Source organism: Streptomyces sp. NPDC001914 (genome assembly GCF_042891215.1).
Lineage (GTDB): Bacteria > Actinomycetota > Actinomycetes > Streptomycetales > Streptomycetaceae > Streptomyces.
Genome location: NZ_JBIASW010000009.1, coordinates 406,003 through 432,426, shown reverse-complemented (window position 1 = coordinate 432,426; position 26,424 = coordinate 406,003). Strand labels below are relative to the sequence as shown.

Here is a 26,424-nt window from a genome sequence, read left to right as displayed (position 1 = left end):
AACATCATCTGCGCGCTGGCCCGCCTCGACGGCCAGGTCGTCGGCATCGTCGCCAACCAGCCCCAGTCCCTGGCCGGCGTCCTCGACATCGAGGCCTCGGAGAAGGGGGCCAGGTTCGTGCAGATGTGTGACGCCTTCAATGTCCCGATCATCACGCTGCTGGACGTGCCCGGGTTCCTCCCGGGCGTGGACCAGGAGCACGGCGGGATCATCCGGCACGGCGCGAAGCTGCTCTACGCCTACTGCAACGCGACGGTGCCGCGGATCTCCCTCATCCTGCGCAAGGCCTACGGAGGTGCCTACATCGTCATGGACAGCCAGTCCATCGGCGCCGACCTCACCTACGCCTGGCCGACCAACGAGATCGCCGTGATGGGCGCCGAGGGTGCCGCCAACGTCATCTTCCGCCGTCAGATCGCCGACGCCGCCGATCCCGAGGCGATGCGCGTGCGCATGGTCAAGGAGTACAAGGCCGAGCTGATGCACCCGTACTACGCCGCCGAGCGCGGGCTGGTCGACGACGTCATCGACCCCGCCGAGACCCGCGAGGTCCTGATCAAGTCGCTCGCCATGCTCCGCTCCAAGCACGCCGAGCTGCCCTCCCGCAAACACGGCAACCAGCCCCAGTGACAGGGCGGTCGACCCTGTCGTCCCGATGGAGACACCACACATGCAGCAGCAACCGGCAAGGAGTGCGACCGTGCGCGTGCGCATCGCGCTCGACGTGATCTGCGTCCACTCCTACCTCGGCTACACCCGCTTCACCCGCGCGGCGGACCGGCTCCGCGCCGAGGGCCACCGCGTCCAGGTGGAGTTCCTGCCGTTCGAGCTCGCGCCGGGCGCGGGCACCGAGGCGGAGCCTCTGCTCCCGGTCCTGGAGCGGGTGTTCGGCCCGCAGGCGGTCCGGCAGACCCTCCGGTTCGCCGAGCAGGCCGCCACCGAGGGGCTGGAACTGCACTACGAACGGGCCCTGGCCACCGGCACGTTCGAGGCGCACCGGCTCATCGCCCGGGCCGCGCGGCAGGGCAGGGCCGAGGAGATGGTGGAGCGTCTCTTCCGCGCCCACTTCACCGACGGACTGCACATCGGAGACCCGGCCACCCTCGCCCGCCTCGCCGGCGAAGTCGGCGTCATGCCGGGCGAATCCGGCCCGGGGGCGGCGGAATCCGCCCCGGAGACGGCCGCGGAGGCGACCGCCGAGACCGGCCGGCTGCACGCCGAACTCGACCGCGTGCGCGGGCTCGGCGTCACCGGTGTGCCGGTGTTCTTCGTCGACGGCGCACCGCCGCTGACCGGATCCCAGCCGGAGGCCGTGCTGCTCTCGGCACTGCGCGAGGCGGCGCGATCCGCCCCCCACGGCTGAACCCGGGTGTCCGGAACCTCAGCTTTCCCACCGAGGCACGACAGATCCATGTCAAGCGCGTGATGCCGTGCCACGGGGCCTGGTTGGCTGAAGTCCACCCCCGGTCCGCATCCGCCGATGCGGTGATTTGTCGGCATCCCAGCACAGATAGGGCTCATCATGTTCTCGCGACGCAGGTTCCTGGGCTCCGCGATTGCGGTGGCCGGTGCCACTGCGGGGTTCACCGCATTGAATTCGACCGCGGCCGAGGCCGCCGCCCGCGCGGCCGCCCAGGTCGATCCGGAGGTGATCGTCAGGCCGGGTGACGCCCGGTACGCCGAGCTCGCGGGCCGCGGCTACAACAGCCGCTTCAGGGCCACGCCGGACGAGATCTGGCTCGTGCACTGCGCGTCCCAGGTGGAGAAGGCCGTCAACCGTGCCATCGCCGACAACCGGCGCGTCACCGTGCGCGGCGGCGGTCACTGCTTCGAGAAGCTGGTAGACGACCCGCAGTTCCGCGTGCTCGTCGACCTGTCGGAGATGAAGGGCGTCACCTTCGACCCGGCGATGAACGCCTTCGCCGTCCAGGCCGGCGCACGGCTGGGCGAGGTCTACAAGGCACTGTACGAGGGCTGGGGCGTCACGGTCCCGGGCGGTGTGTGCCCGGAGGTCGGCGTCGGCGGTCATGTCTCCGGTGGCGGGTACGGCCCGCTGTCCCGCCGCTTCGGACTCGTCGTGGACCACCTGTACGCCGTCGAGGTCGTCGTCGCGGACAGGGGCGGCAGAGCCCGTACGGTCATCGCCACCCGCAACGAGAACGACCCCCACCGCGACCTGTGGTGGGCGCACACCGGCGGTGGCGGCGGCGGGTTCGGCATCGTGACGCGGTTCTGGTTCCGTACCCCGGGCACCTCGGGCGGTGCGTCCTCGCTGCTGCCCAAGCCGCCCGCGCGGATGCGCAAGACCATCGTGACCTGGCCCTGGGCACAGCTCACCGAGGCGGGCTTCACGCGGCTGGTGCTGAACCACGGCGCCTGGCACGCGGCGAACAGCGCTCCGGGATCTCCGTACGCGGTGATGCACAGCTCGCTGCAGCTGCACTCGTCGATCGCGGGCACGGTTCAGCTGGAGATCCGTATGGACGCCACGCTCGCGAACACGGCCCAGCTCCACGACGACTACATCGGAGCGGTGAACGCGGGCGTCGGGGTGCAGCCGACGGTCGACGTCACGGAAGGCACCTGGCTGGAGATCGCCCTGGAGCCGACCGCCAGCTACGGCGCCTACTCGCGCCAGAAGTCCATGGGCGGGCATCTGCGCAAGCCGCTGACGGTCACTCAGGTCGGCGCGGTCTACCGCTCGTTGACCGACCCGAATCACTACGGGGTCGGCCTGGTGTACCTGGCGGCCTACGGCTGCAGGATCAACACGGTGTCGTCGTCCGCGACGGCGATCCCGCAGCGGGACTCCGTCATCAAGCTCTGGTACTCGAACAACTGGTCCGAGGCCTCGCAGGACGACATCGAGGTCGAATGGCTGCGCACGCTGCGCAAGAACGTCCACGCGGAGACGGGCGGCTTCCCCGCGCCCAACGCCCAGCAGGACGGCGGCTACATCAACTACCCCGACATCGACATGCGCGACCCGGCGCAGAACCTGTCCGGGGTGCCCTGGTACTCGCTCTTCTGGAAGGGCAACTACCCCAGGCTCCAGCGGGTCAAGAACACCTACGACCCCAAGAACGTCTTCCGGCACGCCCTGTCCCTGGACCCCAACTGACGAACCGCCCGGGCGTCAGGTCCTCGCGCCGGAGGCGAACGCCTCATCTTCACGACACACCCTGCCGGGACCGGGGCACTCCCGGTCCCGGCACGGCACGACAGCCCGGAGGGCTTCATGACCAGCAGTATCCCCGCTGCCAACTCCACCGCTCCCGGACGACGAGGGCTGCCCGCGTGGCAGGCGGCGGCGGGGGCCGCCGTGCTCGCCGCGGTCGTCGATCTCATCGTCCTGTTCATCGGTGACGCCGCCGGCGCCTCGCTGGTCCTGGAGCTCAACGGCAAGCCCGACGAGATCGGCGCCGGTGACGTGATCTTCATGTCCGTCGCCGCGCCGGTCATCGGCATCACGGCCACCGTGCTGCTGGCCCGCTGGAAGCCGGTGTTCCTCCGGGTGGGCCAGTTCGTGGGCGGTGCCGCGGCGCTGCTCACCGCCATCGGCCCGCTGACCCAGGACACCGACGGCGGCACCGCCGCCACTCTGATCACGATGCACCTGTTCGTCGGCTTCGTCGCGGTCGCCGCGCTGGAGGCGATCCGCAGGTCCCGCGCCTGACGCACGGGGTTCGCCCGGCGGCCCTCCGGAACCCGAACGGGTTCCGGAGGGCCGCCGACGTCTTTCGGGGAGGAACCATGGCAGTACGGAAGGACGACGTCCGGCAGGACCGCACGGGGCAGGACGGCACGAGCGACGGTTCGCCGACGCCGACCGACCACCCCTGGCGTGTCGTCAGCGGCTCTCCGACGGCCGAGGAGGTCGCCGCGGTCGCGGTGGCGCTCTCCGCCGTTCTGTCCGCGCGCGCCGCGCGGGCGTCGCGGGAGACGGGTGAGGACTCGCGGACCGGCGCCGGATGGACGCCGTTCTCGGCACGGCGCGGGACGGCCACGTCATGGGCCGCCGACCCCGGGCCGGGCTGGCGCGGCGCCGCGTGAGGGGACTCCTCCGGCGGTCGGCGCGGAGCCTCGACGGGGGCCTCGCCCGCAGGGCGGGCCGTCCCGTCGGCGATGCCACGACGGGCCCGGAAGGGAGGCGGAGGACCGGCCGGTCGCCGTTGACCGAACGGGTCCGCACTCGGACCTTGGTCCGGGTGGGTCAGGCATGCCCCAGGCGGAAGCCGACACCGCGGGCGGTGACGATCCAGTCGCTCGATCCCAGCTTGCTCCGCAGGCTGCTGACATGTGTGTCGATGGTGCGCCCCGGCGCGGACCGGGAGTCCCTCCAGACCTGAGCCATGATCTGCCGGCGGGTGACCACCCTGCCCGGCTGCGAGGCCAGCAGATACAGCAGATCGAATTCCTTGCGCGTCACGTCCACGGGCCGGCCGTCGAGGCTGATCTCCCGGGCACGCGGATCGATGCCGAGGGGACCGACCGTGATGGCCTCCTCCGCAGAGACTGGCTGAGCGGAGACCCGGCGCATGACGGCTTCGATGCGGGCGATCAGCTCGGCGAGACTGTACGGCTTGGTCACGTAGTCGTCCGAGCCGGCGCGCAGACTGAGCACCCGGTCCAACTCCGAGTCACGAGCCGTGACGACGATGATCGGCACGTCGCACACGGACCGGATGCTGCGGCAGAGTTCGACCCCGTCGAGGTCGGGCAGATCGAGGTCGAGAAGCAACAGGTCGGCGCTCCGGAAACGCTGCAGTGCCTGAGCGCCGGTCGGCACGCTCTCCGCCTGGAAGCCGTGCCGGAACAGGTTGCGGATGAGCGACTTCGCCACCTGCGGCTCGCTGTCGACGGAGAGCACGCGTAACGCCTTTCGCGCTCGCCTCGCTTCGGGCCTGACCTGCGCATTCCGCACGGCGACCTGGTGCGGCGTGTCGGGCTGGACAAACTTTATGGAATGATGCCCCATCCGTGATTCCCCCTGTATTCATCCGTTTAAGTCGGCGTCGCACCAAGCAATAGAAGGTCCTTCTCCGAGGGTACAGACCAGTTAGTCGATCCGTCAAAGATCAATGATTGACAATCGATGAATAAACGAAATTGGAAACGCGGTCGCAACAATAAGAAATCGGGGAATAATCGCGCGCCGACGTCCCGCTGTGCGGCGACCGGCTCTTCGTGATCACTCAACCCGCAGATGCTGCCGTTTCCGGCCTGCCTCTTTGTCGCTCGGCCAATTTCGTCAACCCCCGTGTACAGCTACTCCAGACTCTCGCGATACATCGTACACGAGCCCGCGTACGACGTATACGTGCGACAAGTCACTCCCCTCGGAGGTGGAGCACATGGTCCTGCCCAAAAGAACACACTATCGAGACACTTTGTGAATAAGCAGGGATGAATCGGCCACCTTGTGGCCGACGCACTCACTGGCTCGATCTTGACGCCATTCCGAATAGGGGGAGCGTGAACATGTCATCAGTGCAGGCCGTGGATGATCATTCGTCGGAAGCGAAAGAGGTCCGCCGGCTGAGCCGGGTGGTCATCAGATTCGCGGGGGACTCCGGGGATGGTATGCAGCTCACCGGCGACCGCTTCACCGCGGGAACGGCCTCGTTCGGCAACGACCTCTCGACGCTGCCCGACTTCCCCGCCGAGATCCGCGCGCCCGCAGGCACCCTGCCGGGCGTCTCCTCGTTCCAGCTGCATTTCGCCGACCACGACATCCTCACGCCGGGTGACGCCCCCGACGTGCTGGTGGCGATGAATCCGGCCGCGCTGAAGGCGAACATCGGCGACCTGCCGCGCGGCGCCGAGATCGTCCTCGACGCCGACGAGTTCACCGGGCGGGCGCTGCGGAAGGTCGGGTACGAGGCGTCACCGCTGGAGGACGGTTCGCTGGACGGCTATCGCGTCCATCCGGTGCCGCTGACCACGCTGACGGTGGAGGCGCTGGCCGGATTCGACCTGCCCCGCAAGGAGGCCGAGCGCTGCAGGAACATGTTCGCGCTGGGGCTGCTGAGCTGGATGTACAACCGTCCGGCCGAGGGTCTGGAGAAGTTCCTGACCGTGAAGTTCGCACGAAAGCCCCTCGTCGCCGCGGCGAACACGGCCGCGTTCCGGGCGGGGTGGAACTTCGGTGAGACGACGGAGGACTTCGCGGTCTCCTACGAGGTGGCGCCGGCGTCGAAGGCGTTCCCGACGGGTACGTACCGGAACATCTCGGGGAATCTGGCTCTGTCGTACGGCCTTGTCGCGGCGTCCCGGCAGGCGGATCTGCCGCTGTACCTGGGCTCCTATCCCATCACCCCGGCCTCCGACATCCTGCATGAGCTGAGTAAGCACAAGAACTTCGGGGTGCGCACCTTCCAGGCCGAGGACGAGATCGCGGGCATCGGCGCGGCGCTGGGCGCGGCGTTCGGCGGCTCGCTGGCCGTGACGACGACGTCGGGTCCCGGTGTGGCGCTGAAGTCGGAGACGATCGGACTGGCCGTCTCCCTCGAACTGCCGTTGCTGGTCATCGACATCCAGCGCGGCGGCCCGTCGACGGGTCTGCCGACCAAGACCGAGCAGGCGGATCTGCTGCAGGCGATGTACGGGCGCAACGGTGAGGCGCCGGTGCCGATCGTGGCGCCGCGCACGCCGGCCGACTGTTTCGACGCGGCGCTGGAGGCGGCGCGGATCGCGTTGACCTACCGGACACCCGTCCTGCTGTTGTCGGACGGCTACCTGGCCAACGGCTCCGAGCCGTGGCGCATTCCGGAGACGGACGAACTCCCGGACCTGCGCGTGCAGTTCGCGCAGGGTCCGAACCACACGCTGGAGGACGGCACCGAGGTCTTCTGGCCCTACAAGCGTGATCCGCAGACCCTGGCCCGTCCGTGGGCGGTTCCCGGAACTCCGGGGCTGGAGCACCGGATCGGCGGGATCGAGAAGCAGGACGGCAGCGGGAACATCTCCTACGACCCCGCCAACCACGACTTCATGGTCCGCACCCGCCAGGCCAAGATCGACGGCATCGACGTCCCGGACCTGGAGGTCGACGACCCCACCGCCGGCACCGACACCGCGGCCACCACCCTTGTCCTGGGCTGGGGTTCGACCTACGGGCCGATCACCGCCGCGGTCCGCCGGCTGCGCACCGCGGGAGAACACATCGCCCAGGCGCACCTGCGCCACCTCAACCCCTTCCCGCGCAACCTCGGTGACGTCCTCGGCTCCTACGACCGTGTGGTGATCCCGGAGATGAACCTCGGCCAGCTCGCCACCCTCGTCAGGGCCGCCTACGTCATCGACGCCCGGAGCCACACCCAGGTCAACGGCATGCCGTTCAAGGCCGAACAGCTCGCGCGGGCTCTCTCGGAGGCCATCCATGCCCAGTGACGAACTCTCCGCACCGATGAGGGCCGAAGTCCGCCTGACCGCGAGGGACTTCAAGTCCGATCAGGAAGTGCGCTGGTGCCCCGGCTGCGGTGACTACGCGATCCTCGCCGCCGTGCAGGGCTTCATGCCCGAACTCGGCCTGGCGAAGGAGAACATCGTCTTCGTCTCCGGCATCGGCTGCTCCTCCCGCTTCCCGTACTACATGAACACCTACGGGATGCACTCCATCCACGGCCGCGCCCCCGCCATCGCCACCGGCCTGGCCTCCTCACGCCGCGACCTGTCGGTGTGGGTCGTCACCGGCGACGGCGACGCCCTGTCCATCGGCGGCAACCACCTCATCCACGCCCTGCGCCGCAACGTCAACCTGAAGATCCTGCTCTTCAACAACCGCATCTACGGCCTCACCAAGGGCCAGTACTCCCCGACCTCCGAGGTCGGCAAGATCACCAAGTCGACGCCGATGGGCTCCCTGGACGCCCCCTTCAACCCGGTCTCGCTGGCGATCGGCGCGGAGGCCTCCTTCGTCGCCCGCACCGTGGACTCCGACCGGGGGCACCTGACCGACGTGCTGCGCCAGGCCGCCGCCCACCCCGGCACCGCCCTGGTGGAGATCTACCAGAACTGCAACATCTTCAACGACGGCGCCTTCGAGGTCCTCAAGGACCGGCAGTCCGCCGAGGAGGCGGTCATCCGGCTGGAGCACGGCCGGCCCATCCGCTTCGGCGCCGACGCCTCCCGCGGCGTGGTCCGCGACCCGCGCACCGGCGACCTCCAGGTCGTCACCGTCACCCCGGACAACGAGGCCGACGTCCTGGTCCACGACGCGCACACCGCCTCCCCCACCACCGCGTTCGCGCTGTCCCGCCTCGCCGACCCCGACACCCTGCACCACACCCCCATCGGAGTGTTCCGCTCCGTCGACCGGCCGGTCTACGACACCCAGATGGCCGACCAGCTCGACACCGCCATCGAACAGAACGGCAAGGGCGACCTCGCCGCCCTCCTCGCCGGCGGCGACACCTGGACCGTCGTCGGCTGACCGCCCTCACACGGCGGCGTTCGGCCCCGGCTGTCACGCTTGGTTACTATGTTCCTTCATGACGGAGGCCGGAAGTCCCAGGCGTGCCGTGGAATGTATGGCGAAAGAACCGTGGGGCATTGGAAAATGCTGAGGAAGGTCGCTGTAACCCGCTATGTCGCGCCGCTGCGCGAGGGTGGCTCGTTGCCGGGGCTCGTCGAGGCCGACGACCTGGGGACCTACGTCGTGAAGTTCACCGGAGCCGCCCAGGGGCACAAGGCGCTGGTCGCCGAGATCATCGTCGGTGAGCTGGCCCGCGCCCTCGGTCTGCGCTTCCCCGAACTGGTCCTCGTCGACTTCGACCCGGCCTCGGGCGAGCACGAACCCCATCAGGAGATCCAGGACCTGCTGCGGGCCAGCGCCGGGCTCAACCTCGGCATGGACTACCTCCCGGGTGCGAAGGACTTCACGCCCGAGGTCGCTCGGACGTTCCCGGTCGACCCGCTGGAGGCGGGCAAGGTGATCTGGCTGGACGCCCTCACGGTCAACGTGGACCGCACGGTGCACAGTTCGAATCTCATGGTCTGGCCCACCTTCGGCATCGCGCCGCCCCGCCTGTGGCTGATCGACCACGGCGCCGCCCTCGTCTTCCACCACCGCTGGGACGCCTCGGCGCCGGAGAAGGCCTACGACTTCAGGAGCCACGCGCTCGGCGGCCACGGCCCGGACACCCGCGCGGCCGACGCCGAACTGGCGCCGATGGTCACCGGGGAACTGCTGCGCACGATTCTGGCGCAGGTGCCCGACGCCTGGCTCATGGACGAGCCGGGCTTCGCGGGCCCCGACGCGGTCCGCGAGGTGTACGCCGGCTACCTCCTCGCCCGTGTCCGCGCCTCCGCCGCCTGGCTCCCCACGGACTTCCCGAGCCGCGAACAGCTCGCCGCCGAGGACGCCGACCGCGCGGAGCGGACCCAGCGGGGGCGCCCGGACTGGCTCAAGCGCGTCCCGGACCTGCACGGCAAACCGGCGGCGGAACAGGATTGGTCGGTGCATCTGGGATGACGGACGTCCAGCGGGTCCAGATCGAGTACTGCACCCAGTGCCGCTGGCTGCCCCGTGCGGCCTGGCTGGCCCAGGAACTGCTCACGACCTTCGAGGCGGAGCTCGACGAGCTGTCCCTCAAGCCCGGCACCGGCGGCGTCTTCGTCGTCCGGGTCAACGACGAGGTGATCTGGGACCGCCGCGAGCAGGGCTTCCCCGAGCCGACGGCGGTCAAGCGCCTGGTGCGCGACCGAGTGGCCCCGGAGAAGTCCCTGGGCCACTCGGACCGTACGGCGGAAGCTGCGGACTGAGCCGGGTCAGCCGGTGAGCTGCTCGTAGGCGGGCAGGGTGAGGAAGTCCGCGTAGTCCTCGTCCAGTGCCACCTTCAGGAGCAGGTCGTGCGCCTGCTGCCAGCGGCCCGCCGCGAAGGCCTCCTCGCCGATCTCGGCGCGGATGGCCGCGAGTTCCCGGGCGGCGATCTCGCGCGCCAGCTCCGGGGTGGCCGCCACGGTCCTGCCGTCGTGCTCGAAGACGACACCCGCGTTGATCCACTGCCAGATCTGCGAGCGCGAGATCTCGGCGGTGGCGGCGTCCTCCATGAGGTTGAAGATGGCGACCGCGCCCAGGCCGCCCAGCCATGCCTCGATGTAACGGATGCCGACCTGCACGGCGTTGACCAGGCCGTCGTACGTCGGCCGGGCGTCGAGCGAGTCGACGGCGATGAGGTCGCCCGCCGCGACCGACACGTCCTCGCGCAGCCGGTCCTTCTGGTTCGGCCGGTCGCCGAGGACGGCGTCGAAGGAGGCCATCGCGATCGGGACGAGGTCGGGGTGGGCCACCCACGAGCCGTCGAAACCGTCGCCCGCCTCACGGTCCTTGTCGGCCTTGACCTTCTCGAAGGCGACCTTGTTGACCTCCTCGTCGCGCCGCGAGGGGATGAACGCGGCCATGCCGCCGATCGCGTGGGCGCCGCGCCGGTGGCAGGTGCGGACGAGGAGTTCGGTGTACGCCCGCATGAACGGAGCCGTCATCGTGACCGCGTTGCGGTCCGGCAGGACGAACTTGGTCCCGCCGTCACGGAAGTTCTTGACGATGGAGAACAGGTAGTCCCAGCGGCCCGCGTTCAACCCGGAGGCGTGGTCGCGGAGTTCGTAGAGAATCTCGTCCATCTCGTACGCGGCCGTGATCGTCTCGATCAGGACGGTCGCGCGGACCGTGCCCTGCGGGACGCCGACGTAGTCCTGCGCGAAGACGAACACCTCGTTCCACAGGCGGGCTTCGAGGTGGGACTCGGTCTTGGGCAGGTAGAAGTACGGGCCCTTGCCGAGGTCGAGCAGCCGCCGCGCGTTGTGGAAGAAGTAGAGGCCGAAGTCGACGAGCGCGCCGGGCACGGGCGTGCCGTCGGCGGCCATGAGGTGACGCTCGTTCAGATGCCAGCCACGCGGCCGCATCACGACGGTCGCGAGCTCGGCGTCCGGCCTGAGGGCGTACGACTTGCCGGAGCCGGGATCGGTGAAGTCGATGCTCCGGGTGTACGCGTCGATCAGGCTGAGCTGGCCGAGGACGACGTTCTCCCAGGTGGGCGCCGAGGCGTCCTCGAAGTCCGCGAGCCAGACCCGGGCGCCGGAGTTGAGCGCGTTGATGGTCATCTTGCGGTCGGTGGGGCCGGTGATCTCGACCCGGCGGTCCTCGAGCGCGGGCGGAGCCGGGGCCACCTTCCAGGAGTCGTCCGCGCGGATCGCGGCGGTCTCCGGGAGGAAGTCGAGCGTGGAGGTGCGGGCGATCTCGGCGCGCCGCTCCGCGCGGCGGGCGAGGAGCTCGTCACGCCGGGGCGTGAACCGCCGGTGCAGCTCGGCCACGAAGGCGAGGGCCGCCTCGGTGAGGACCTCCTCCTGCCGGGGCAGGGGCTCGGCGTCGACGATGGCCAGCGGGGACGGCGCTGGTGCGGACATGAGCTGTCACTCCTTCAGCGAGCTGCGTGCGGGCGAGCTGGTTGCGATCCGCGTACGGGGCCTGCGGGCGCGCCGCGGGCCGGTCGCACGAGCGAACCATGGGTGGCGTCACCACGCCTGGCACCCGGTGCCGTGGCGCGCGCGGCCCGGGCCGGGCGCCCTCGGTACGGCGAGGCGCTTCTGATCAGTGGATACTAATTTCCTCATCGTGGAAGTTCAATGGTTTGTTGATGTCGAGATTCTCCAGCGCGACGGAGAGTGGCTCCCGGTGCCACCCCGTTCACTCAAGGTGGACCAGGTCGGCCTCCGTGTCGATGTCGTACGCCCGCGCCACGTCCCCGCACTCGACGAGGGTGACCGCTTCCCCGTGATCCCGCAGATAGGCGCGCGCTCCCCGGTCGCCGGTGGCGGACGCCGCGATCCCGGCCCAGTGGCCGGCCCCGAACAGCACCGGATGGCCGCGTTCACCCCCGTACGCCGCCGCGGCGAGCGTCAGCGGGGAGACGTACGCGGCCAGCACCCGGGCCACCGCCGCACGGCCGATCCCCGGCTGGTCCACGAGCGACACCAGTGCCGCCTGGGCCCCCGAGCCGGCCAGCGAGTCGAGTCCGGCCCGCAGCGAGGAGCCCATGCCCTCCTCCCAGTGAGGGTTGTCCACGAGGACGCACCCGGAAAGCCGCGCCTGATCCCGTACGGCGTCGGCCCGGGCGCCGAGGACGACGTGGACGCGGGTGCAGCCGCCGGCCCGCAGCTCCTCCACCGCGTGTTCGACGAGGGGCCGCCCCCGGTGGGGCAGCAGTGCCTTGGGGCGTCCCCCGAGACGCCGTCCGCCCCCGGCCGCCAGCACCAGCCCCGCCACCTCGCCCTTGTTCTCCGTCATGTCCCCTGCATACCCGACCGGGCCCGGCCGTGCCCCGGAACGCCGGCCGTCACCGCGGTGTCCCCGGGCTGAATTTCGGTCCGCGCAGTGGCGCACGGCGCACCGGGTGGCGTTTACTGGCCCGCGTCCCCCGGCGCCTGACCACCGCCACGGGGAGCTGGAGCCGACATGGGCGGGACCGACGCACGACAGCGTGTGCGAGGGGGAGAGCTGTGTTGCGGAGCTTGGGGCAGAGACCGGTGACGGGCAGCGACGAGGATCCGAGGGTGGCGGAGTTGCGTACCGCCGTCGCCCGGCTGCGCCGTGAACTCGCCGTCCATCCCGTCGAGTTCCCCGACCGGGGTATCGCCGAGGACGAGCTCGCGTCCCTCGCCGCGATGGCCGCCGGAGGCCTTCCGGAGATCCCCCGGCTGCGCCGCTCGCTCCTCCTCGTCGCCGGCGCGATCGGCTCGGTGAGCGCTCTCGCCACCCGCCTCGCGGACGTCCGCAGCGCGGTCGAACTCTTCGGCGAACCCCCGCACCGCACCCGGCACTGAACCCCCGTACCGCACCCGCCACTGAACCGCCGGTCAGGTCCTAGCGCCCTCTGCGGATGACCCCCCGCTCGGTGGCCGCCGCCACGGCCGACGTACGGGAGTCCACGCCCAGCTTGGCGTAGATGTGCACCAGATGGGACTTCACGGTCGCCTGGCTCAGGAACAGCTTCTTGCTGATCTGCTGGTTCGAGAGACCGTCCTTGACCAGTTCGAGGACCTCCAGTTCGCGACGGCTGAGGGCCGCGGCCGGGGTGCGCATGCGGTCCATGAGCCGGTCGGCGACCTTCGGGGCGAGCGCCGAGTGACCCGAGGCGGCGGTGCGCACGGCGGCGGAGAGCTCCTCGGGAGGGGCGTCTTTCAGGAGGTAGCCGCACGCGCCCGCCTCGACCGCGGCGAGGATGTCCGCGTCGGTGTCGTACGTCGTCAGGACGAGGACCCGGGGTGCGCCGGGGCGTGCCGTGATGGCCGCCGTCGCCTCGGCCCCGTGCATTCCGGCGCCGAACTGGAGGTCCATGAGGACGACGTCCACACCGCCGCCCTCGGCCCGCTCCACCGCGGCCTCCGCCGTCGCCGCCTCGGCGACGACCTCGAAGTCCGGCTCGGCGGACAGCACCGCGCGCAGTCCGGCACGGACGACGGGATGGTCGTCCGCGAGCAGCAGACGGACGCTCATGCCCGGCTCCCCACGACACCGCGGTCCGTCCCGGCCGGCTCCCCGGTCGCGGGCACAGCCACGGGCAACGGCAGCGTGACCGCCACCGCCGTGCCCTGCCCGGGAGCCGACTCGACGGTGAACGTCCCGCCCAGCGACCGCGCGCGCGAACGCATCGCGGGCAGACCGAAGCCCCCGTCCGCCGTGTCTCCGCCGACGGACTCCCGGCCAGCGGCGTCTCCGCCGAGGGATTCCCCGTCAGCGGTGTCTCCGGCCGTGACGTTGCTCGCAGTGGCGTCGCCGTCCCGGCGGTCCCGGTTCCGGTTCCGGTGGTCACGGTCCGTGTGGTTCCGGTCCGGTGGTCGTACGTCGCCCGGGGTGAACCCGATGCCGTCGTCCACCACGTCCAGGGCGACCGAGGTGTCCATGAAGCTGAGCGTGATCTCCACGCGGTCCGCGTGCGCGTGGCGCAGGGTGTTGCCGAGCGCCGACTGCGCGATCCGCAGCAGGGCCACCTCGTACGGGGTCGGAAGCGCGACCGGCGGCCCGCTCACCGAGAAGCGGACCTTCGGTGTGTCCACGGCGGCCGACCGGCACAGCCGTTCCAGCGCGCCGGTGAGCGAACCGTGCTCCAGGCCGGGAGGGGTGAGCGCGCGGACGAAGCGGCGGGCTTCGGCGAGGTTGTCCTGCGCCGTCGCCCGGGCCTGCTCCACGTACGGGGCGGCGGGGGAGTCCCCGGGCAGCAGCCGCTGGGCGGCCCGCATCAGGAGCTGGATGCTGGACAGGCCCTGGGCGAGCGTGTCGTGGATCTCGCGGGCCAGTCGCTCCCGTTCGGCGAGCGTGCCCGCCGCGCGCTCGGCCTCGGCCAGCTCGGCGCGGGCCTCGATGAGCTCGTCGATCAGCTCGCGGCGGCGCTCGCTCTCCCGGTACAGCGCCTCGTACCCGAGGACCGTCGCGACCGCGACCCCCGCCCCGAGCAGCGGCCCGATGAAGGCGCCGGGCGTGAGGGGCGCGCCGTGCGCCACGAAGCTCGCGACGGCCGCCCCCGCGGTCAGGGCGACCGCGGGCAGGCTCCAGCGCACCGGCAGCAGGTGCAGCTGCAGGAAGTAGAGCGGGAACGCCACCCACAGCCCGTCCGGTGAGAGCGCGACGAGTGCCAGCCAGCTCGCGCTGAGGGCGGCCACCCACAGGGCGGACGCCCGCCGGGAGCGTCGCACCGCCGGGGAGACGGCACCCGCCACGAGCACCGCGCCCGTCACCAGGACCGACACGACGACCGCCGTCGGGTGCCGGGTGTCCCCGGAACGGACGGCGGCCAGCAGGAGAAGGCCGGCGAGCAGGACGTACAGGCACAGACGCAGGACGGCGACGACGGGGGAGCGGCGGGGGACATTCATGGTCGTTCCAGGGTAGGCGGGACAGCGCCGGCCCCGGTCAACCGAAAGGTTGAAAGAGGGCCGCACCCTTCGCCGGCGCGGCCTCCCTCCCGGGTCCGTGAGCCGTCGTTCCCGCGGCTCCGCCCGATGGGTCCCCCGGCGGTCCGGGCGCCCCTCCTTCGGCCCGCCCGAAGCATGCGGCGGAGCGATGCCCCGGACGGGGTCCGGGCGACAGGCTCTGGGCATGTTCGTCGCATGGAGAGACCTACGCTTCGCCAAGGGGCGGTTCGCCCTGATGGGAGCCGTGGTCGTACTGATCACCCTGCTCGTGGGGCTGCTGTCCGGGCTGACCGCCGGGCTCGCCGAGGAGAACACCTCGGCGGTCACCGGCCTGCCCGCCGACCATCTGGCCTTCGCCGCGCCGGCCGCGGGACAGCCGGTGTCCTTCACCGGCTCCCCGATACCGGCCGGCGCCCGGGAGACCTGGGCCGCCAGGTCTGGAGTCACCTCGGCCGAGCCGATCGGCATCCGCACCCTGAACGCCTCCGCCGGGGACCGTACGGCCGCGGTGTCCTCCTTCGCCGTGCGGCCCGGCTCCGGCATCGCCCCGCCGGGAGTCGCCCCCGGGCGTGCCGTGCTGTCCGAGAAGGCCGCCGCCGCGCTCGGTGCGGGGCCGGGGGACCGGGTGGTGCTCGGCGGCGCCGGGCTCACCGTCGCCGCCGTGTCCGGGCACGCCTCGTACAGCCACACCCCCGTCGTGTGGACCGACCTCTCCGGTCCGGCGACCGTGCTCGCCCTGCGCACCGACGGAGCCGATCTTCGGGCGGGCGACCGGGCCGCCGGCACCAAGTCGTTCACCAGGGGCGACGCCCTCGCCGCCATTGGCTCCTACCAGGCCGAGAACGGCTCGCTGCAGCTCATGCGCGGATTCCTCTTCGTCATCTCGGCGCTCGTCACCGGAGCGTTCTTCACGGTCTGGACGATCCAGCGCTCGCCCGACATCGCGGTCCTGAAGGCGCTGGGCGCCTCCACGCCGTACCTCCTGCGCGACGCGCTCGGGCAGGCCGTGTTCATGCTCTCCGTCGGGACCCTGCTCGGCACCGGACTCGCGGCGGGAGCGGGCGCGCTCGTGCGGGGCGGCGACGTTCCGTACGCCCTGGACGTCACGACCGTGTTCGGACCCGCCGCGGTGACGATCGCCCTGGGGGCCCTCGGCGCGGGGCTGGCCGTCCGCCGCGTCACGGCCGTCGACCCGCTGACCGCGCTGGCGAGCGCCCGATGAGGATCCGGCGGGGCTCGCCGGGCCCACGCCGAGACCCCGAACCCGGTCGCACCGAACCGGACCGAACCGGTCGCACCGAACCGGTCGCACCGAACCGGACCGAATCGGTCCGCCCGACGGAACCGAACGGACCGGCTCGTCCGACGGAACCGACCGGACCGGCTCGTCCGACCGAACCGAACGGACCGGCCGGGCCTCGGACCGACCGGACCGACCCGCAGGAGAGTGCCGCATGAGCCTGACCCTCGATGACATCACCCTCACCTACCCCGACGGCGACGACCGTCTGACCGCTCTGGACGGTGTCGCCCTCCGGGTGCCGGCCGGAACGACGACGGCCGTCGTGGGCCCCTCCGGGTCCGGCAAATCCAGCCTCCTCGCGGTCGCCGCGACCCTGGTCGCCCCGGACCGCGGGCGGGTTCTCGTCGGCGGTACGGAGACGGGGGCGCTGACCCCGGCCGAGCGTGCCGTGCTGCGGCGGCGCGAGATCGGCATCGTGTTCCAGCAGCCCAACCTGCTGCCCTCGCTGACCGCGCTGGAACAGCTCCAGGTGATGGGTCACCTGGACGGACGCCGTCACGTGACGGGCCGTGCGCGGGAGCTGCTCGCCGAGGTCGGGCTCGACGGCCTGGCGCACCGGCGGCCGCACCAGTTGTCGGGCGGTCAGCGGCAGCGGGTGAACATCGCCCGCGCGCTGGTCAACGAGCCGTCGGTGCTGCTGGTCGACGAGCCGACCAGCGCCCTCGACCGGGAACGCGGGACGGTGGTGCTCGACCTGCTGCTGCGGCTCACCAGGGAACGCGCGACGGCGACCGTCCTCGTCACGCACGACCACGCCCACCTGGGCGAGGTGGACACGGTGCGGGAGATGAGGGACGGGCGCCTGGGGACACCTGCCGTGGTGCCGACCACGGAGTGACCCGGTCGCGGACCGGCGTGATGCCTACGGCTCCGCCTACCCGTGCAGGCGCCATGCCTGCGGCTCCCCGTCTTCGTGCAGCCGGGATGCCTGGGGCTCCGCGTCCCTGTCCGGGCGGTATGCCCGCGGCTCCGCGTTTCCACGCAGGCGGGATGCCTGCGCTTCCGCGTCCCTGTCCGCGGGACGCCCCCGGCATCCCGTCCACGCGGGCGGGGAGCCGTTCGGTGCGTGGGTCAGCCGGTGTTCGGGCCCGTGCTGGCCAGTGCCTCCGACAGTTCCACCGCGACCTGCTGGAGCACCGGCACGATCCGCTCGGTGGCGGCCTCGGTGACGCGGCCCGCCGGGCCGGAGATCGAGATCGCCGCGGCGGTCGGGGAGTCGGGCACCAGGACGGCCAGGCAGCGGACGCCGATCTCCTGCTCGTTGTCGTCGATCGCGTAGCCGGTCCGGCGCACCTCGTCGAGCGCGGCGAGGAAGCCGTCCGGCGTGGTGATCGTCTTCTCCGTCGCGGCGGGCATCCCCGTACGGGCCAGCAGCGCGCGCACCTCGTCGTCCGGGGTGTGCGCCAGCAGCGCCTTGCCGACACCCGTGGAGTGCGGCAGCACCCGGCGGCCCACCTCGGTGAACATGCGCATCGAGTGCTTGGACGGCACCTGGGCGACGTAGACGATCTCGTCCCCGTCGAGCAGCGCCATGTTCGCGGTCTCGCCGGTCTCCTCCACCAGACGCGCCAGGTACGGGCGGGCCCAGGTGCCCAGCAGCCGGGAGGCGGACTCGCCGAGGCGGATCAGCCGGGGCCCGAGGGCGTACCGGCGGTTGGCCTGCTGCCGTACGTACCCGCAGGCCACCAGTGTGCGCATCAGCCGGTGGATGGTGGGCAGCGGCAACCCGCTGCTCGCGGAGAGCTCGCTCAGACCGACCTCGCCCCCGGCGTCCGCCATGCGCTCCAGCAGGTCGAAGGCGCGCTCGAGGGACTGGACGCCGCCACTGGAAGCGGACGATCTCGAGTCGGTGGTGCTGGCGCTGGACGGCGGCACGGCGGCGGTCCTTTCGGGGCGCGGTTTCGAGCGGGGTGACCCGAAGACTCTCGAAGGGGGCGGCGGCGGGTGGCGGGCGGGCAGAAGCGCAGCCTACCCGGCAGCCGACGGGCCACCGGGTAGGGTAAGACTACTTCTACCTGACGGAAAGTTGCTTCCGTATAGCGAAATCGAGCCGGTCTGTTGCGTCCGGGGTCGATGGCGCGACCGGGTCGGGGGAGGGTGGAGAAATGGACCCTTGACGGGGCGGGGGCCGGAGTGAAGACTTCTTCAACAGAAAGTTGAATTCCGTTACGCGGAAGCAACCCGGCGGCAACGGGAGTCGACGGCGGCGGAGAGAGGGGTCCGGGTGTCCGATGCCGAACTGGTGCTGCGCTCGACGCGTGTCATCACGCCCGAAGGGACGCGTGCCGCTTCGGTCGCGGTCGCCGCGGGGAAGATCACGGCCGTGCTGCCGTACGACACCGAGGTGCCGTCCGGTGCCCGGCTCGAGGACTTCGGTGACGACGTCCTGCTGCCCGGGCTCGTCGACACCCACGTCCATGTGAACGACCCCGGCCGCACCGAGTGGGAGGGCTTCTGGACCGCGACCCGCGCCGCGGCCGCCGGTGGCATCACCACCCTGATCGACATGCCGCTCAACTCCCTTCCGCCGACGACGACGGTCGCGGGCCTCCGTACGAAGCAGGACGTCGCCCGCTCCAGGGCGCACGTCGACGTCGGCTTCTGGGGCGGCGCGCTGCCCGGCAACGTGAAGGACCTCCAACCCCTCCACGACGCGGGGGTGTTCGGGTTCAAGGCGTTCCTGTCGCCTTCCGGGGTCGAGGAGTTCCCCGAACTGGACCAGGAACAGCTCGCCCGGTCCCTCGCCGAGATCGCCGGCTTCGGCGGCCTGCTGATCGTGCACGCCGAGGACCCGCACCACCTGGCCGCGGCCCCGCAGAAGAGCGGTCGCAGGTACGCCGATTTCCTCGCCTCGCGGCCCCGGGACGCCGAGGACACCGCCATCGAGAACCTCGTCGCGCAGGCCAAGCGCCTGGACGCACGGGTGCACGTGCTGCACCTGTCGTCGAGCGACGCGCTCCCGCTGATCGCCGCGGCCAGGGCGGACGGTGTCCGGCTCACCGTGGAGACCTGCCCGCACTACCTCACCCTGACCGCCGAGGAAGTCCCCGACGGAGCAAGCGAGTTCAAGTGCTGCCCGCCCATCCGTGAGGCCGCCAACCAGGACCTGCTGTGGCAGGCACTGGCCGACGGCACCATCGACTGCGTGGTCACCGACCACTCCCCGTCGACCGCCGACCTCAAGACGGACGACTTCGCGACGGCGTGGGGCGGCATCTCCGGACTCCAGCTGAGCCTGTCCGCCGTCTGGACCGAGGCCCGCAGGCGCGGCCACGGCCTGGAGGACGTGGTGCGCTGGATGTCCTCCCGCACGGCCGAACTGGTCGGCCTGAGCGGCAGAAAGGGTGCCGTCGCGGTGGGCCACGACGCCGACTTCGCGGTGTTCGCCCCGGACGAGACCTTCACCGTCGACCCCGCCGCGCTCCAGCACCGCAACCGGGTGACCGCGTACGCGGGCAGGACCCTCGACGGCGTCGTGAAGTCGACCTGGCTGCGCGGCGAACGCATCCTCGTGGACGGCGAGTTCACCGATCCGAAGGGTCACCTGCTGACCCGTACCACCTGATCCCGCCCCGCGGCGGCCGACTCCCGAAAGGAACCCCTGAGCACCGTGACGGCGATCCAGAGATTCACCGGCGACGCGAACCCCTACGGCGGCGGTGACCCGTACGCGGACTACCGCACCGCCGACTTCCCCTTCACCCGGTACGCGAACCTGGCGGACCGGCAGCTCGGCGCGGGCGTCGTCGCCGCCAACGACGAGTTCTTCGCCGAGCGCGAGAACCTTCTCGTGGCCGGGGCCGCCGAGTTCGACCCCGAGCACTTCGGCCACAAGGGCAAGATCATGGACGGCTGGGAGACCCGGCGGCGGCGCGGTGCCTCCGCCGAGCACCCGTGGCCGACCGCCGAGGACCACGACTGGGCCCTGGTGCGGCTCGGCGCCCCCGGCGTGATCCGCGGGATCGTCGTCGACACCGCCCACTTCCGCGGCAACTACCCGCAGGCGGTCTCGGTCGAGGGCGCCTCGGTGTCCGGTTCGCCCTCGCCGGAGGAACTTCTGGGCGGCGAGGTGAAGTGGACGACTCTGGTTCCGCGTACGCCCGTCGGAGGTCACGCGGCCAACGGATTCACCGTCTCCGTCGAACAGCGCTTCACCCACCTGCGCGTCAACCAGCACCCCGACGGGGGCATCGCGCGACTGCGGGTGTACGGCGAGGTCGTGCCCGACCCGCGCTGGCTGTCCGCCCTCGGCACCTTCGACGTGGTCGCCCTGGAGAACGGCGGCCAGGTCGAGGACGCCTCCGACCTCTTCTACTCACCCGCCACCAACACCATCCAGCCCGGCCGTTCGCGCAAGATGGACGACGGCTGGGAGACCCGCAGGCGACGCGACGACGGCAACGACTGGATCCGCTACCGGCTCGTCGCCCGGTCCGAGATCCGCGCCGTCGAGATCGACACGGCCTACCTGAAGGGCAACAGCGCCGGATGGGCCTCGGTGTCGGTGCGGGACGGCGAGGCGGGGGAGTGGACGGAGATCCTGCCCCGCACCCGCCTCCAGCCCGACACCAACCACCGCTTCACCCTGGCCGCACCCGCCGCCGCCACGCACGCACGGGTGGACATCTTCCCGGACGGCGGCATCTCCCGCCTGCGGCTGTTCGGCTCCCTGACGGAGGAGGGGGCGTCACGCCTGACGGCACGCCACCAGGAACTGGGCGGCTGACCTGCCAGGCTCCGCCCCGGCTGTACGCACACGGCCGGGGCGCCTCGCAGGGGGCGCCCGCAGCGCCCCCTGCGAAGCGCCTCAGGCCGCGCCATACGGCGAGGCCATTGAGCAGCCACGGTCCGCCCCGCGGCACCCTGCTTCCCCGCGAGCCGCCTCGGACCGCAGCCCCACAGCGAAACCTGCGAGCTGTCGCCGCCCGCCCGCGGTGCCCGGCGTCTCACGGGCTGCTTAGGGACAGCTCCATGGCGACACCTGCGAGCTGTCACCATCCGCCCGCGGTGCCCGGCGTCTCACGGGCTGCCTCGGACCGCCCCATGGCGATACCTGCGAGCTGTCGCCGCCCGCCCGCAGTGCCCGGCGTCTCACGGTCTGCCTCGGACCGCCCCATGGCGATACCTGCGAGCTGTCGCCGCCCGCCCGCAGTGCCCGGCGTCTCACGGTCTGCCTCGGGACAGCTCCGCGGGCACCCCCGCGGAGCCTTGCCGTTCCGTCATGCTGAGGCGGCCAGCCCTCTCTCCCTTCCCCCCTCATGACGATCACGCCGTGTGGCCGCCGTCCACCGCGAACTCCGCGCCCGTGACGTACCCCGCCTCGCTCCCCGCCAGGTACGCCACGATCGAGGCGACCTCGTCGGCGGCGCCGAAGCGGCCCACGGCGGTCAGGGCGCTCTGGCCCGCGGCGTACGGGCCGTCGGCCGGATTCATGTCCGTGTCGATGGGGCCGGGATGGACGATGTTGGCGGTGATCCCGCGGCCGCCGAGTTCCCGTGCCAGCGCCTTGGTCAGGCCGATCAGCGCGGACTTGCTCATCGCGTAGAGCGTCCCTCCGGCACCGGGGACGCGCTGCGTCATGCAACTGCCGATCGTGACGATCCGCCCGCCGTCCCCGAGGTGCGGCGCGGCCGACCGGGAGGCCAGGAAGACCCCCCGCACGTTCACGTCGAGCACCCGGTCCACGTCCGCCAGGGTCAGGGACTCCAGCGGACCGAGGACACCCACCCCCGCGTTGTTGACGAGCACGTCGAGCCGCCCGAACTCCGCGACGACCCGGTCCGCCACCGCTCCGGCCTCCGCCGGGTCGGAGGAGTCCGCACGCAGGGCGAGCCCCCTGCGTCCCAGCGCCCCGATACTCCGTACGACGTCCTCCGCGGCCTCCTTGCCGCTCACGTAGGTGAGGGCCACGTCCGCCCCCTCGCGGGCCAGACGCAGCGCCGTCGCGGCCCCGATGCCCCGGCTCCCGCCGGTCACGAGGGCCACCTTGCCGTTCAAGTCTCGCTGAGAAGTCATGCGTCCATCCCAGCCGCCGAAGCCCCCCGACGCCGGCGGCGAACGGACACCGACTTCGCTCAGCCCGCCGATGTGGCCGCGCCGGCCCCGCCTTGCCCCTTGCGCCAGGTGCTACGCGCTCACACCGTCAGCCAGCCCCGCAGCGCCGCCTGTACCCCCGTCTGGAAGCGGGTCTGCGTGTTCAGGGACCGCATCAGACGGGTGATGCGGCGCCGGACCGTGTGGACGTGGATGTCGAGACGCCGGGCGATCGCCTCGTCCTTCAGCCCGGACGCGAGCATGGTCAGCAACTCCCGGTCCTGGTCGGTGATCTGGCCGTCCGACGAGGACCCGATGGGCACGGCCCGTTCCCAGATCGCCTCGAACAGCGGTACCAGGGCGTTGCTCAGGAGCGAGTCGTTCACCACCAGCGCCTGGGCCGTGGGGTCCGCGGCGTCCGTCGGCGGCAGCAGCGTGACCCTCCGGTCGACCGTGATCAGCTTCGTCGGCAGATCGGTACCCACCCGGATCTGCACCCCTTGAGCGGCCAGGTCGCCCAGGCCCCGGGCGCGGCCGTGGAAGCTCAGACCCTCGCGGTCCACCACGGTCCGCACCCGCACCCCGCGCCGTACGGGTTCGGTCACGTCGAGCGGGGAGGGCATCCCGTCCGGTTCGCTCGCCGCATAGGGAGGCCGGTCCAGCAGCGCCACCTCGGCGCGCGCCGAGACCAGCAGTGAGGCCACCCGTGCGGCGATCGCCTCGCCGCCCCGGACCGTCTCGATGCCGAGCGCGGGGGCACCGTGCGCGGAGCCCAGGAGATGCGCCGCCATCCGGTCCACCGTCCCGGTCAGCTCCTCCAACTCGGCCGACCTGCGCAGCAGATCGGCCTGATGGACATGGATCAGGTTGCGCAGCGCGGTGGCGGGGGCGATCGCGACGGGCACCGGGGTGTCGCGGGAGGGCCGGGTGAACCCGTGCTCGGCGAGACGGTCGAGGGCGGCCGTGAGGCGGGGCGCGGAGAGCCCCGCGGACCGGGCGAGTGCCGCCTGGGAAGGGTGCTCGGGGACACTCAACAGGGCCTCGTAGAGCCTGAGTTCTTCCGCTCCCAGCCCGAGGGCCTGCCACCGCTCGTCCACCGTGTCCCGACCCACACCGGGATTCTCACCCGTTCTCGCAGGCCACACAAGGCGGTGTTCCCGCAGGCCACACAAGTGTGCACGTACACAAGTGCCCACCTGGAACGCATTGTTCACACCCCCGCTCCGGCATTTGCATGTCCGCATCCGATATCCGTTCACGCATCTGTGACACCGGAGGGGCACCGTGCGGAGTGCAGGACGCAGGAGATCAGCCACAGCGAGGAAGCGGCACGGCGGGACATCCGTCGCCCAGGGCACGGCGGCACTGCTCGCCGCCGCGGGCCTGCTGGTGACGGCCGTGCCGGCCGCCCACGCGGACACCGCCACCGCGGCCACCACGTCCGACGTGACGCCGGGCGCCGGGACCGACACGCCCTCGCTCGTCACCGGGCTGCACGAGGAGGCCGCCGCCACCGGGTCCGCCGCCGACGCCGCCCGCGGCCACCTCGGGGCCAGGAAGGGCCGGTACCACATAGCCGACACCTCGGCGAAGGGCCTGGCCTCGGCCGGGACCACGACCGAGAAGGGTGGCAAGGAGACGGTCCGCCTCCAGCAGAAGTACCAGGGCGTCCCGGTCCTAGGCGGCCAGTACGTCGTCCGGATGACCGCGAAGGACGGCAGGCGCACCGTCACGGGCACCTCGGGCAGCTACTTCACCGGGCTGAAGCTCGACTCGCTCGCCCCGAAGGTCTCCGAGAAGACCGCGATCGAGCGGGCGATCGGTGCCGTCACCGCGCAGCAGGGCGATGGTCTGCTGCGCGCCCCGGCCAAGGGAGAGAAGGCGGGCAAGGCGCGACTGGCGGGTGAGGAGCGGGGGTTGACGATCCTCCCGCGGGGCACCGGCGTACTCACCCGCCACATCACCGTCACCGGGGTCGGCGCCGCGGACGGCACGCCCGTGCGGCAGGAGGTGTACGTCGACGCACGCTCCGGCTTCCCGGTGCTGCAGTACAGCGGCATCGAGACCTTCGGCACGACGGGCACCGCCACCGGCTCCACCGAGGGTGCCCCGCCGGCCGGCGAGGCCGCCACCTCGGCCGCCGACCAACTGGTGGTCAAGGGCACGGGAGTCCGCTACAACGGCGAGAAGACCGAGCTCAACCTGTACAAGGACACCAAGGGTGTCTACGAGACGATCGACTACAGCAAGCGGCCCGCGGACAGCCCGTACAACGGCGAGATGATCGCCACGTACGACGCCCGAGGCCGTGACGTCTCCACCGCGTCCGGCGCGTGGCCGAGCGGCATCAAGACCTTCCAGTCGGCCACCACCGACCTCGGCGAGGACTACACCGACTCCGGCGCTGTGGACGCCCACTGGGCCGCAGGGAAGGTCTACGACTACTACAAGAACCACTTCGGCCGGAGCGGCATCGACGGCAAGGACGGCTACGTCTACTCCCTGGTCGGCGTGACGTCGAACGGGCAGCCGTACGACAACGCCTTCTGGGACGGCACCAAGATGGTGTACGGCCAGGGCAGCGGCGACTACCGCACCTTCTCCGCCGACACCGACGTCGTCGGCCACGAGATGACGCACGGAGTCACCGAGCACACCGCGGGCCTGGTGTACGCGGGCCAGTCCGGCGCGATGAACGAGGCGATCTCCGACTACTTCGGCAACGCCATCGACCTGGAGGCCAACCACCAGTCGATGGACGACCCGGACGCAGGGCTGCTCGGCGAGGACCTGTGCACCACCAAGAGCCCGCGCGAGTGCGCCCTGCGCGACCTCAACGACGGCGCCACCACGTCGAAGGACTTCATCGGGGTCACCTACCGAGGTGACAACGGCGGCGTGCACCTCAACTCCACGATCTTCTCCGGCGCTCTGTGGGACATGCGCCAGGACCTCGGCGGCGACCTCGCCGACCGGATCGTCTACCGTGCCCTGTCCGCGTACATGACCCCGCTGGACGGCTTCACCGAGGGCCGCGCCGCGGTCGTCGCCGCCGCGCAGGAACTGGGAGCCACCAAGGCCCAGTTGAAAACCGTCAAGACCTCCTTCGACGCGCACGGCATCGTGCCCGGCTGGGAGAAGGCGCTCGGCGTCGACACCGACACGATCCTGTCCAAGGTCAACGTGGCCGGCACGGGTGTGAGCGCGGGCAACGGCACGTACGCGCTCTCCCGCTCCAACGAGGACGGCAGCGAGCCGTACTCGGTGTGGGTCGGCAACACCAGCGGCAAGGGCACGCCGGTGCAGAAGAGCCCCAACAACGGCAATTACAACGTCTACGCCACCACGGACGGCAAGAACGTCGCCTGGGCCGAATTCGCCTCGACCGCGGTCTACTTCCACGTCCGTCCGGTCGGCAGCGGCGTCGACAAGGTCGTCGGCGGCACCGCCGCCAACGTCTCCGGACTCGTGCTGAACGGCGACATCCTCGCCTACACGGTGCCGGACCCGTACTACGGCCTCCAGCACGTCTGGTACCTCAACATCAGGACCGGCGAGATCAAGCAGGTCAACAACAGCTACGTCGTCGCCACCGCGCTGGCCTCGGTCCGTGACGGCAGGATCGCCTACGCGAAGATGTGGCCCGAGTCCGACGGCTACAAGCTCGGCGTCGAAGTTCTCGACACCGCCACCGGCAAGACCACGCCGATGCCGGTCGACAAGTCCACGACGGCCGGCGTCGGCCAGACCGCCCTCACCGACGACGGCGTCACCTGGATCGAGGACGACGACATCACCGACTCCGGCCAGGCCGCGGTCAGGCGCGCCGCGCTCGACGGTTCCGGACCGGCGACCCTCACCCCGGAGTCCGGCGACGGCTCGCTGTACGCCTACTCCCTGACGGCCTCGGACGACGCGGTCACCGTGACCACGCTGCCCCCGGCCACGACGTGGGCCAACGACACGCTGCCGAAGCTGTACCAGGTGGCGTCCGACGGCACGGGCGGGGCACAGCGCGTCTCCTGCGACCGCGGCGACCAGGTGTACGCGGCCGCCGACAGCGGGCAGCGCGTGCTCTGGCTGGACGGCACCACCGGCTACACGAACCTCGTGAAGCGGGACCGCCCGGCGGGCCGGTGCTGATCCGGCCCCGCAAGGGCTGACTCGACGTCACCAGA

Annotated in this window: 23 protein-coding genes; 15 read left to right on the top strand and 8 right to left on the bottom strand. The window is 71.4% G+C overall.

Annotated features, from left to right (window positions below; genetic code table 11):
- The 5 genes from ACFYYF_RS26580 to ACFYYF_RS26560 form a co-directional block, all read left to right on the top strand.
- The coding region (locus tag ACFYYF_RS26580; RefSeq protein WP_388779936.1) for a carboxyl transferase domain-containing protein at positions 1-630 on the top strand (630 nt) is incomplete at its 5' end.
- A gap of 70 nt (positions 631-700) precedes the next feature.
- Positions 701-1,363, top strand: a complete 663-nt coding sequence (locus ACFYYF_RS26575) for a DsbA family protein (RefSeq protein WP_388779934.1) — start codon at positions 701-703, stop codon at positions 1,361-1,363.
- A gap of 228 nt (positions 1,364-1,591) precedes the next feature.
- Positions 1,592-3,121, top strand: a complete 1,530-nt coding sequence (locus ACFYYF_RS26570; protein ID WP_388779932.1) for an FAD-binding oxidoreductase — start codon at positions 1,592-1,594, stop codon at positions 3,119-3,121.
- 117 nt (positions 3,122-3,238) lie between these two features.
- The gene (locus tag ACFYYF_RS26565; protein WP_361695503.1) at positions 3,239-3,676 is read left to right on the top strand and encodes a DUF6069 family protein; all 438 of its coding nucleotides are present in this window, start codon (positions 3,239-3,241) and stop codon (positions 3,674-3,676) included.
- Positions 3,677-3,753: 77 nt separating this feature from the next.
- Positions 3,754-4,053 (top strand): acyl-CoA carboxylase epsilon subunit, encoded by a 300-nt coding sequence (locus ACFYYF_RS26560; protein ID WP_388779930.1) that lies wholly within the window; start codon positions 3,754-3,756, stop codon positions 4,051-4,053.
- Between the two features lie 160 nt (positions 4,054-4,213).
- On the opposite strand, the gene ACFYYF_RS26555 is transcribed toward ACFYYF_RS26560, so the two are convergent.
- The gene (locus tag ACFYYF_RS26555) at positions 4,214-4,870 is read right to left on the bottom strand and encodes a response regulator transcription factor (protein ID WP_361686831.1); all 657 of its coding nucleotides are present in this window, start codon (positions 4,868-4,870) and stop codon (positions 4,214-4,216) included.
- Positions 4,871-5,481: 611 nt separating this feature from the next.
- Between ACFYYF_RS26555 and ACFYYF_RS26550 the strand changes: the two genes are divergently transcribed.
- The 4 genes from ACFYYF_RS26550 (at position 5,482) to ACFYYF_RS26535 (ending at position 9,765) form a co-directional block, all read left to right on the top strand.
- Positions 5,482-7,392 carry a 2-oxoacid:acceptor oxidoreductase subunit alpha gene (locus tag ACFYYF_RS26550; protein WP_388779928.1) on the top strand — a complete coding sequence of 637 codons (1,911 nt, stop codon included), beginning with the start codon at positions 5,482-5,484 and terminating at the stop codon, positions 7,390-7,392.
- Positions 7,382-8,434 carry a 2-oxoacid:ferredoxin oxidoreductase subunit beta gene (locus ACFYYF_RS26545; RefSeq protein WP_388779927.1) on the top strand — a complete coding sequence of 351 codons (1,053 nt, stop codon included), beginning with the start codon at positions 7,382-7,384 and terminating at the stop codon, positions 8,432-8,434. The genes ACFYYF_RS26550 and ACFYYF_RS26545 overlap by 11 nt, the downstream gene beginning before the upstream one ends.
- A 126-nt stretch (positions 8,435-8,560) precedes the next feature.
- Complete coding sequence (locus tag ACFYYF_RS26540) at positions 8,561-9,475, top strand: HipA family kinase (protein ID WP_388779926.1); 915 nt, start codon at positions 8,561-8,563, stop codon at positions 9,473-9,475.
- Positions 9,472-9,765: a SelT/SelW/SelH family protein gene (locus tag ACFYYF_RS26535; protein WP_361686822.1), complete on the top strand. Its 294-nt coding sequence runs from the start codon at positions 9,472-9,474 to the stop codon at positions 9,763-9,765. The genes ACFYYF_RS26540 and ACFYYF_RS26535 overlap by 4 nt, the downstream gene beginning before the upstream one ends.
- 6 nt (positions 9,766-9,771) lie before the next feature.
- Here the strand turns inward: ACFYYF_RS26535 and aceB are convergent, their stop codons facing one another.
- Positions 9,772-11,406, bottom strand: coding sequence for a malate synthase A (aceB, locus tag ACFYYF_RS26530; protein ID WP_388779923.1), 1,635 nt, complete (start codon positions 11,404-11,406; stop codon positions 9,772-9,774).
- A 280-nt stretch (positions 11,407-11,686) separates the two neighbouring features.
- A complete protein-coding gene (locus tag ACFYYF_RS26525; RefSeq protein WP_388779921.1) occupies positions 11,687-12,286 on the bottom strand; it encodes an NTP transferase domain-containing protein in 600 nt (199 codons plus the stop codon).
- 212 nt (positions 12,287-12,498) lie between these two features.
- Between ACFYYF_RS26525 and ACFYYF_RS26520 the strand changes: the two genes are divergently transcribed.
- Positions 12,499-12,822, top strand: a complete 324-nt coding sequence (locus ACFYYF_RS26520) for a DUF5955 family protein (protein WP_365486400.1) — start codon at positions 12,499-12,501, stop codon at positions 12,820-12,822.
- A gap of 40 nt (positions 12,823-12,862) precedes the next feature.
- Here the strand turns inward: ACFYYF_RS26520 and ACFYYF_RS26515 are convergent, their stop codons facing one another.
- Both ACFYYF_RS26515 and ACFYYF_RS26510 read right to left on the bottom strand, forming a co-directional pair.
- Complete coding sequence (locus ACFYYF_RS26515) at positions 12,863-13,495, bottom strand: response regulator transcription factor (RefSeq protein WP_361686811.1); 633 nt, start codon at positions 13,493-13,495, stop codon at positions 12,863-12,865.
- Complete coding sequence (locus ACFYYF_RS26510; protein WP_388779918.1) at positions 13,492-14,871, bottom strand: sensor histidine kinase; 1,380 nt, start codon at positions 14,869-14,871, stop codon at positions 13,492-13,494. The genes ACFYYF_RS26515 and ACFYYF_RS26510 overlap by 4 nt, the downstream gene beginning before the upstream one ends.
- A 223-nt stretch (positions 14,872-15,094) precedes the next feature.
- On the opposite strand from ACFYYF_RS26510, the gene ACFYYF_RS26505 reads away from it, so the two are divergent.
- Positions 15,095-16,132, top strand: a complete 1,038-nt coding sequence (locus ACFYYF_RS26505) for an FtsX-like permease family protein (protein WP_388779916.1) — start codon at positions 15,095-15,097, stop codon at positions 16,130-16,132.
- 232 nt (positions 16,133-16,364) lie between these two features.
- Positions 16,365-17,051 (top strand): ABC transporter ATP-binding protein, encoded by a 687-nt coding sequence (locus tag ACFYYF_RS26500; RefSeq protein WP_388779914.1) that lies wholly within the window; start codon positions 16,365-16,367, stop codon positions 17,049-17,051.
- 233 nt (positions 17,052-17,284) lie between these two features.
- On the opposite strand, the gene ACFYYF_RS26495 is transcribed toward ACFYYF_RS26500, so the two are convergent.
- Complete coding sequence (locus tag ACFYYF_RS26495; RefSeq protein ID WP_388779913.1) at positions 17,285-18,088, bottom strand: IclR family transcriptional regulator; 804 nt, start codon at positions 18,086-18,088, stop codon at positions 17,285-17,287.
- Positions 18,089-18,437: 349 nt separating this feature from the next.
- Here ACFYYF_RS26495 and allB point away from each other — a divergent pair, with 349 nt between their 5' ends.
- Positions 18,438-19,778, top strand: a complete 1,341-nt coding sequence (gene allB / locus ACFYYF_RS26490) for an allantoinase AllB (RefSeq protein ID WP_388779911.1) — start codon at positions 18,438-18,440, stop codon at positions 19,776-19,778.
- A 45-nt stretch (positions 19,779-19,823) separates the two neighbouring features.
- Positions 19,824-20,939: an allantoicase gene (gene alc, locus ACFYYF_RS26485; protein WP_388779909.1), complete on the top strand. Its 1,116-nt coding sequence runs from the start codon at positions 19,824-19,826 to the stop codon at positions 20,937-20,939.
- 539 nt (positions 20,940-21,478) lie between these two features.
- Here alc and ACFYYF_RS26480 read toward each other — a convergent pair.
- The gene (locus ACFYYF_RS26480; protein WP_388779907.1) at positions 21,479-22,228 is read right to left on the bottom strand and encodes a 3-oxoacyl-ACP reductase family protein; all 750 of its coding nucleotides are present in this window, start codon (positions 22,226-22,228) and stop codon (positions 21,479-21,481) included.
- A gap of 119 nt (positions 22,229-22,347) precedes the next feature.
- Positions 22,348-23,358 carry a LuxR C-terminal-related transcriptional regulator gene (locus ACFYYF_RS26475; RefSeq protein WP_388779905.1) on the bottom strand — a complete coding sequence of 337 codons (1,011 nt, stop codon included), beginning with the start codon at positions 23,356-23,358 and terminating at the stop codon, positions 22,348-22,350.
- A 172-nt stretch (positions 23,359-23,530) separates the two neighbouring features.
- On the opposite strand from ACFYYF_RS26475, the gene ACFYYF_RS26470 reads away from it, so the two are divergent.
- Complete coding sequence (locus ACFYYF_RS26470) at positions 23,531-26,389, top strand: M4 family metallopeptidase (RefSeq protein ID WP_388779902.1); 2,859 nt, start codon at positions 23,531-23,533, stop codon at positions 26,387-26,389.
- The last annotated feature ends 35 nt before the right edge of the window (positions 26,390-26,424 follow it).

Bases quoted from the DNA above. Each gene is read 5' to 3' on its own strand.
- ACFYYF_RS26545 (WP_388779927.1), top strand. From the start codon at position 7,382: ATGCCCAGTGACGAACTCTCCGCACCGATGAGGGCCGAAGTCCGCCTG.
- ACFYYF_RS26565 (WP_361695503.1), top strand. From the start codon at position 3,239: ATGACCAGCAGTATCCCCGCTGCCAACTCCACCGCTCCCGGACGACGA.
- ACFYYF_RS26515 (WP_361686811.1), bottom strand. From the start codon at position 13,495: ATGAGCGTCCGTCTGCTGCTCGCGGACGACCATCCCGTCGTCCGTGCC.
- ACFYYF_RS26510 (WP_388779918.1), bottom strand. From the start codon at position 14,871: ATGAATGTCCCCCGCCGCTCCCCCGTCGTCGCCGTCCTGCGTCTGTGC.
- ACFYYF_RS26540 (WP_388779926.1), top strand. From the start codon at position 8,561: ATGCTGAGGAAGGTCGCTGTAACCCGCTATGTCGCGCCGCTGCGCGAG.
- ACFYYF_RS26480 (WP_388779907.1), bottom strand. From the start codon at position 22,228: ATGACTTCTCAGCGAGACTTGAACGGCAAGGTGGCCCTCGTGACCGGC.
- ACFYYF_RS26550 (WP_388779928.1), top strand. From the start codon at position 5,482: ATGTCATCAGTGCAGGCCGTGGATGATCATTCGTCGGAAGCGAAAGAG.
- ACFYYF_RS26560 (WP_388779930.1), top strand. From the start codon at position 3,754: ATGGCAGTACGGAAGGACGACGTCCGGCAGGACCGCACGGGGCAGGAC.
- ACFYYF_RS26525 (WP_388779921.1), bottom strand. From the start codon at position 12,286: ATGACGGAGAACAAGGGCGAGGTGGCGGGGCTGGTGCTGGCGGCCGGG.
- ACFYYF_RS26535 (WP_361686822.1), top strand. From the start codon at position 9,472: ATGACGGACGTCCAGCGGGTCCAGATCGAGTACTGCACCCAGTGCCGC.
- aceB (WP_388779923.1), bottom strand. From the start codon at position 11,406: ATGTCCGCACCAGCGCCGTCCCCGCTGGCCATCGTCGACGCCGAGCCC.
- ACFYYF_RS26505 (WP_388779916.1), top strand. From the start codon at position 15,095: ATGTTCGTCGCATGGAGAGACCTACGCTTCGCCAAGGGGCGGTTCGCC.
- ACFYYF_RS26500 (WP_388779914.1), top strand. From the start codon at position 16,365: ATGAGCCTGACCCTCGATGACATCACCCTCACCTACCCCGACGGCGAC.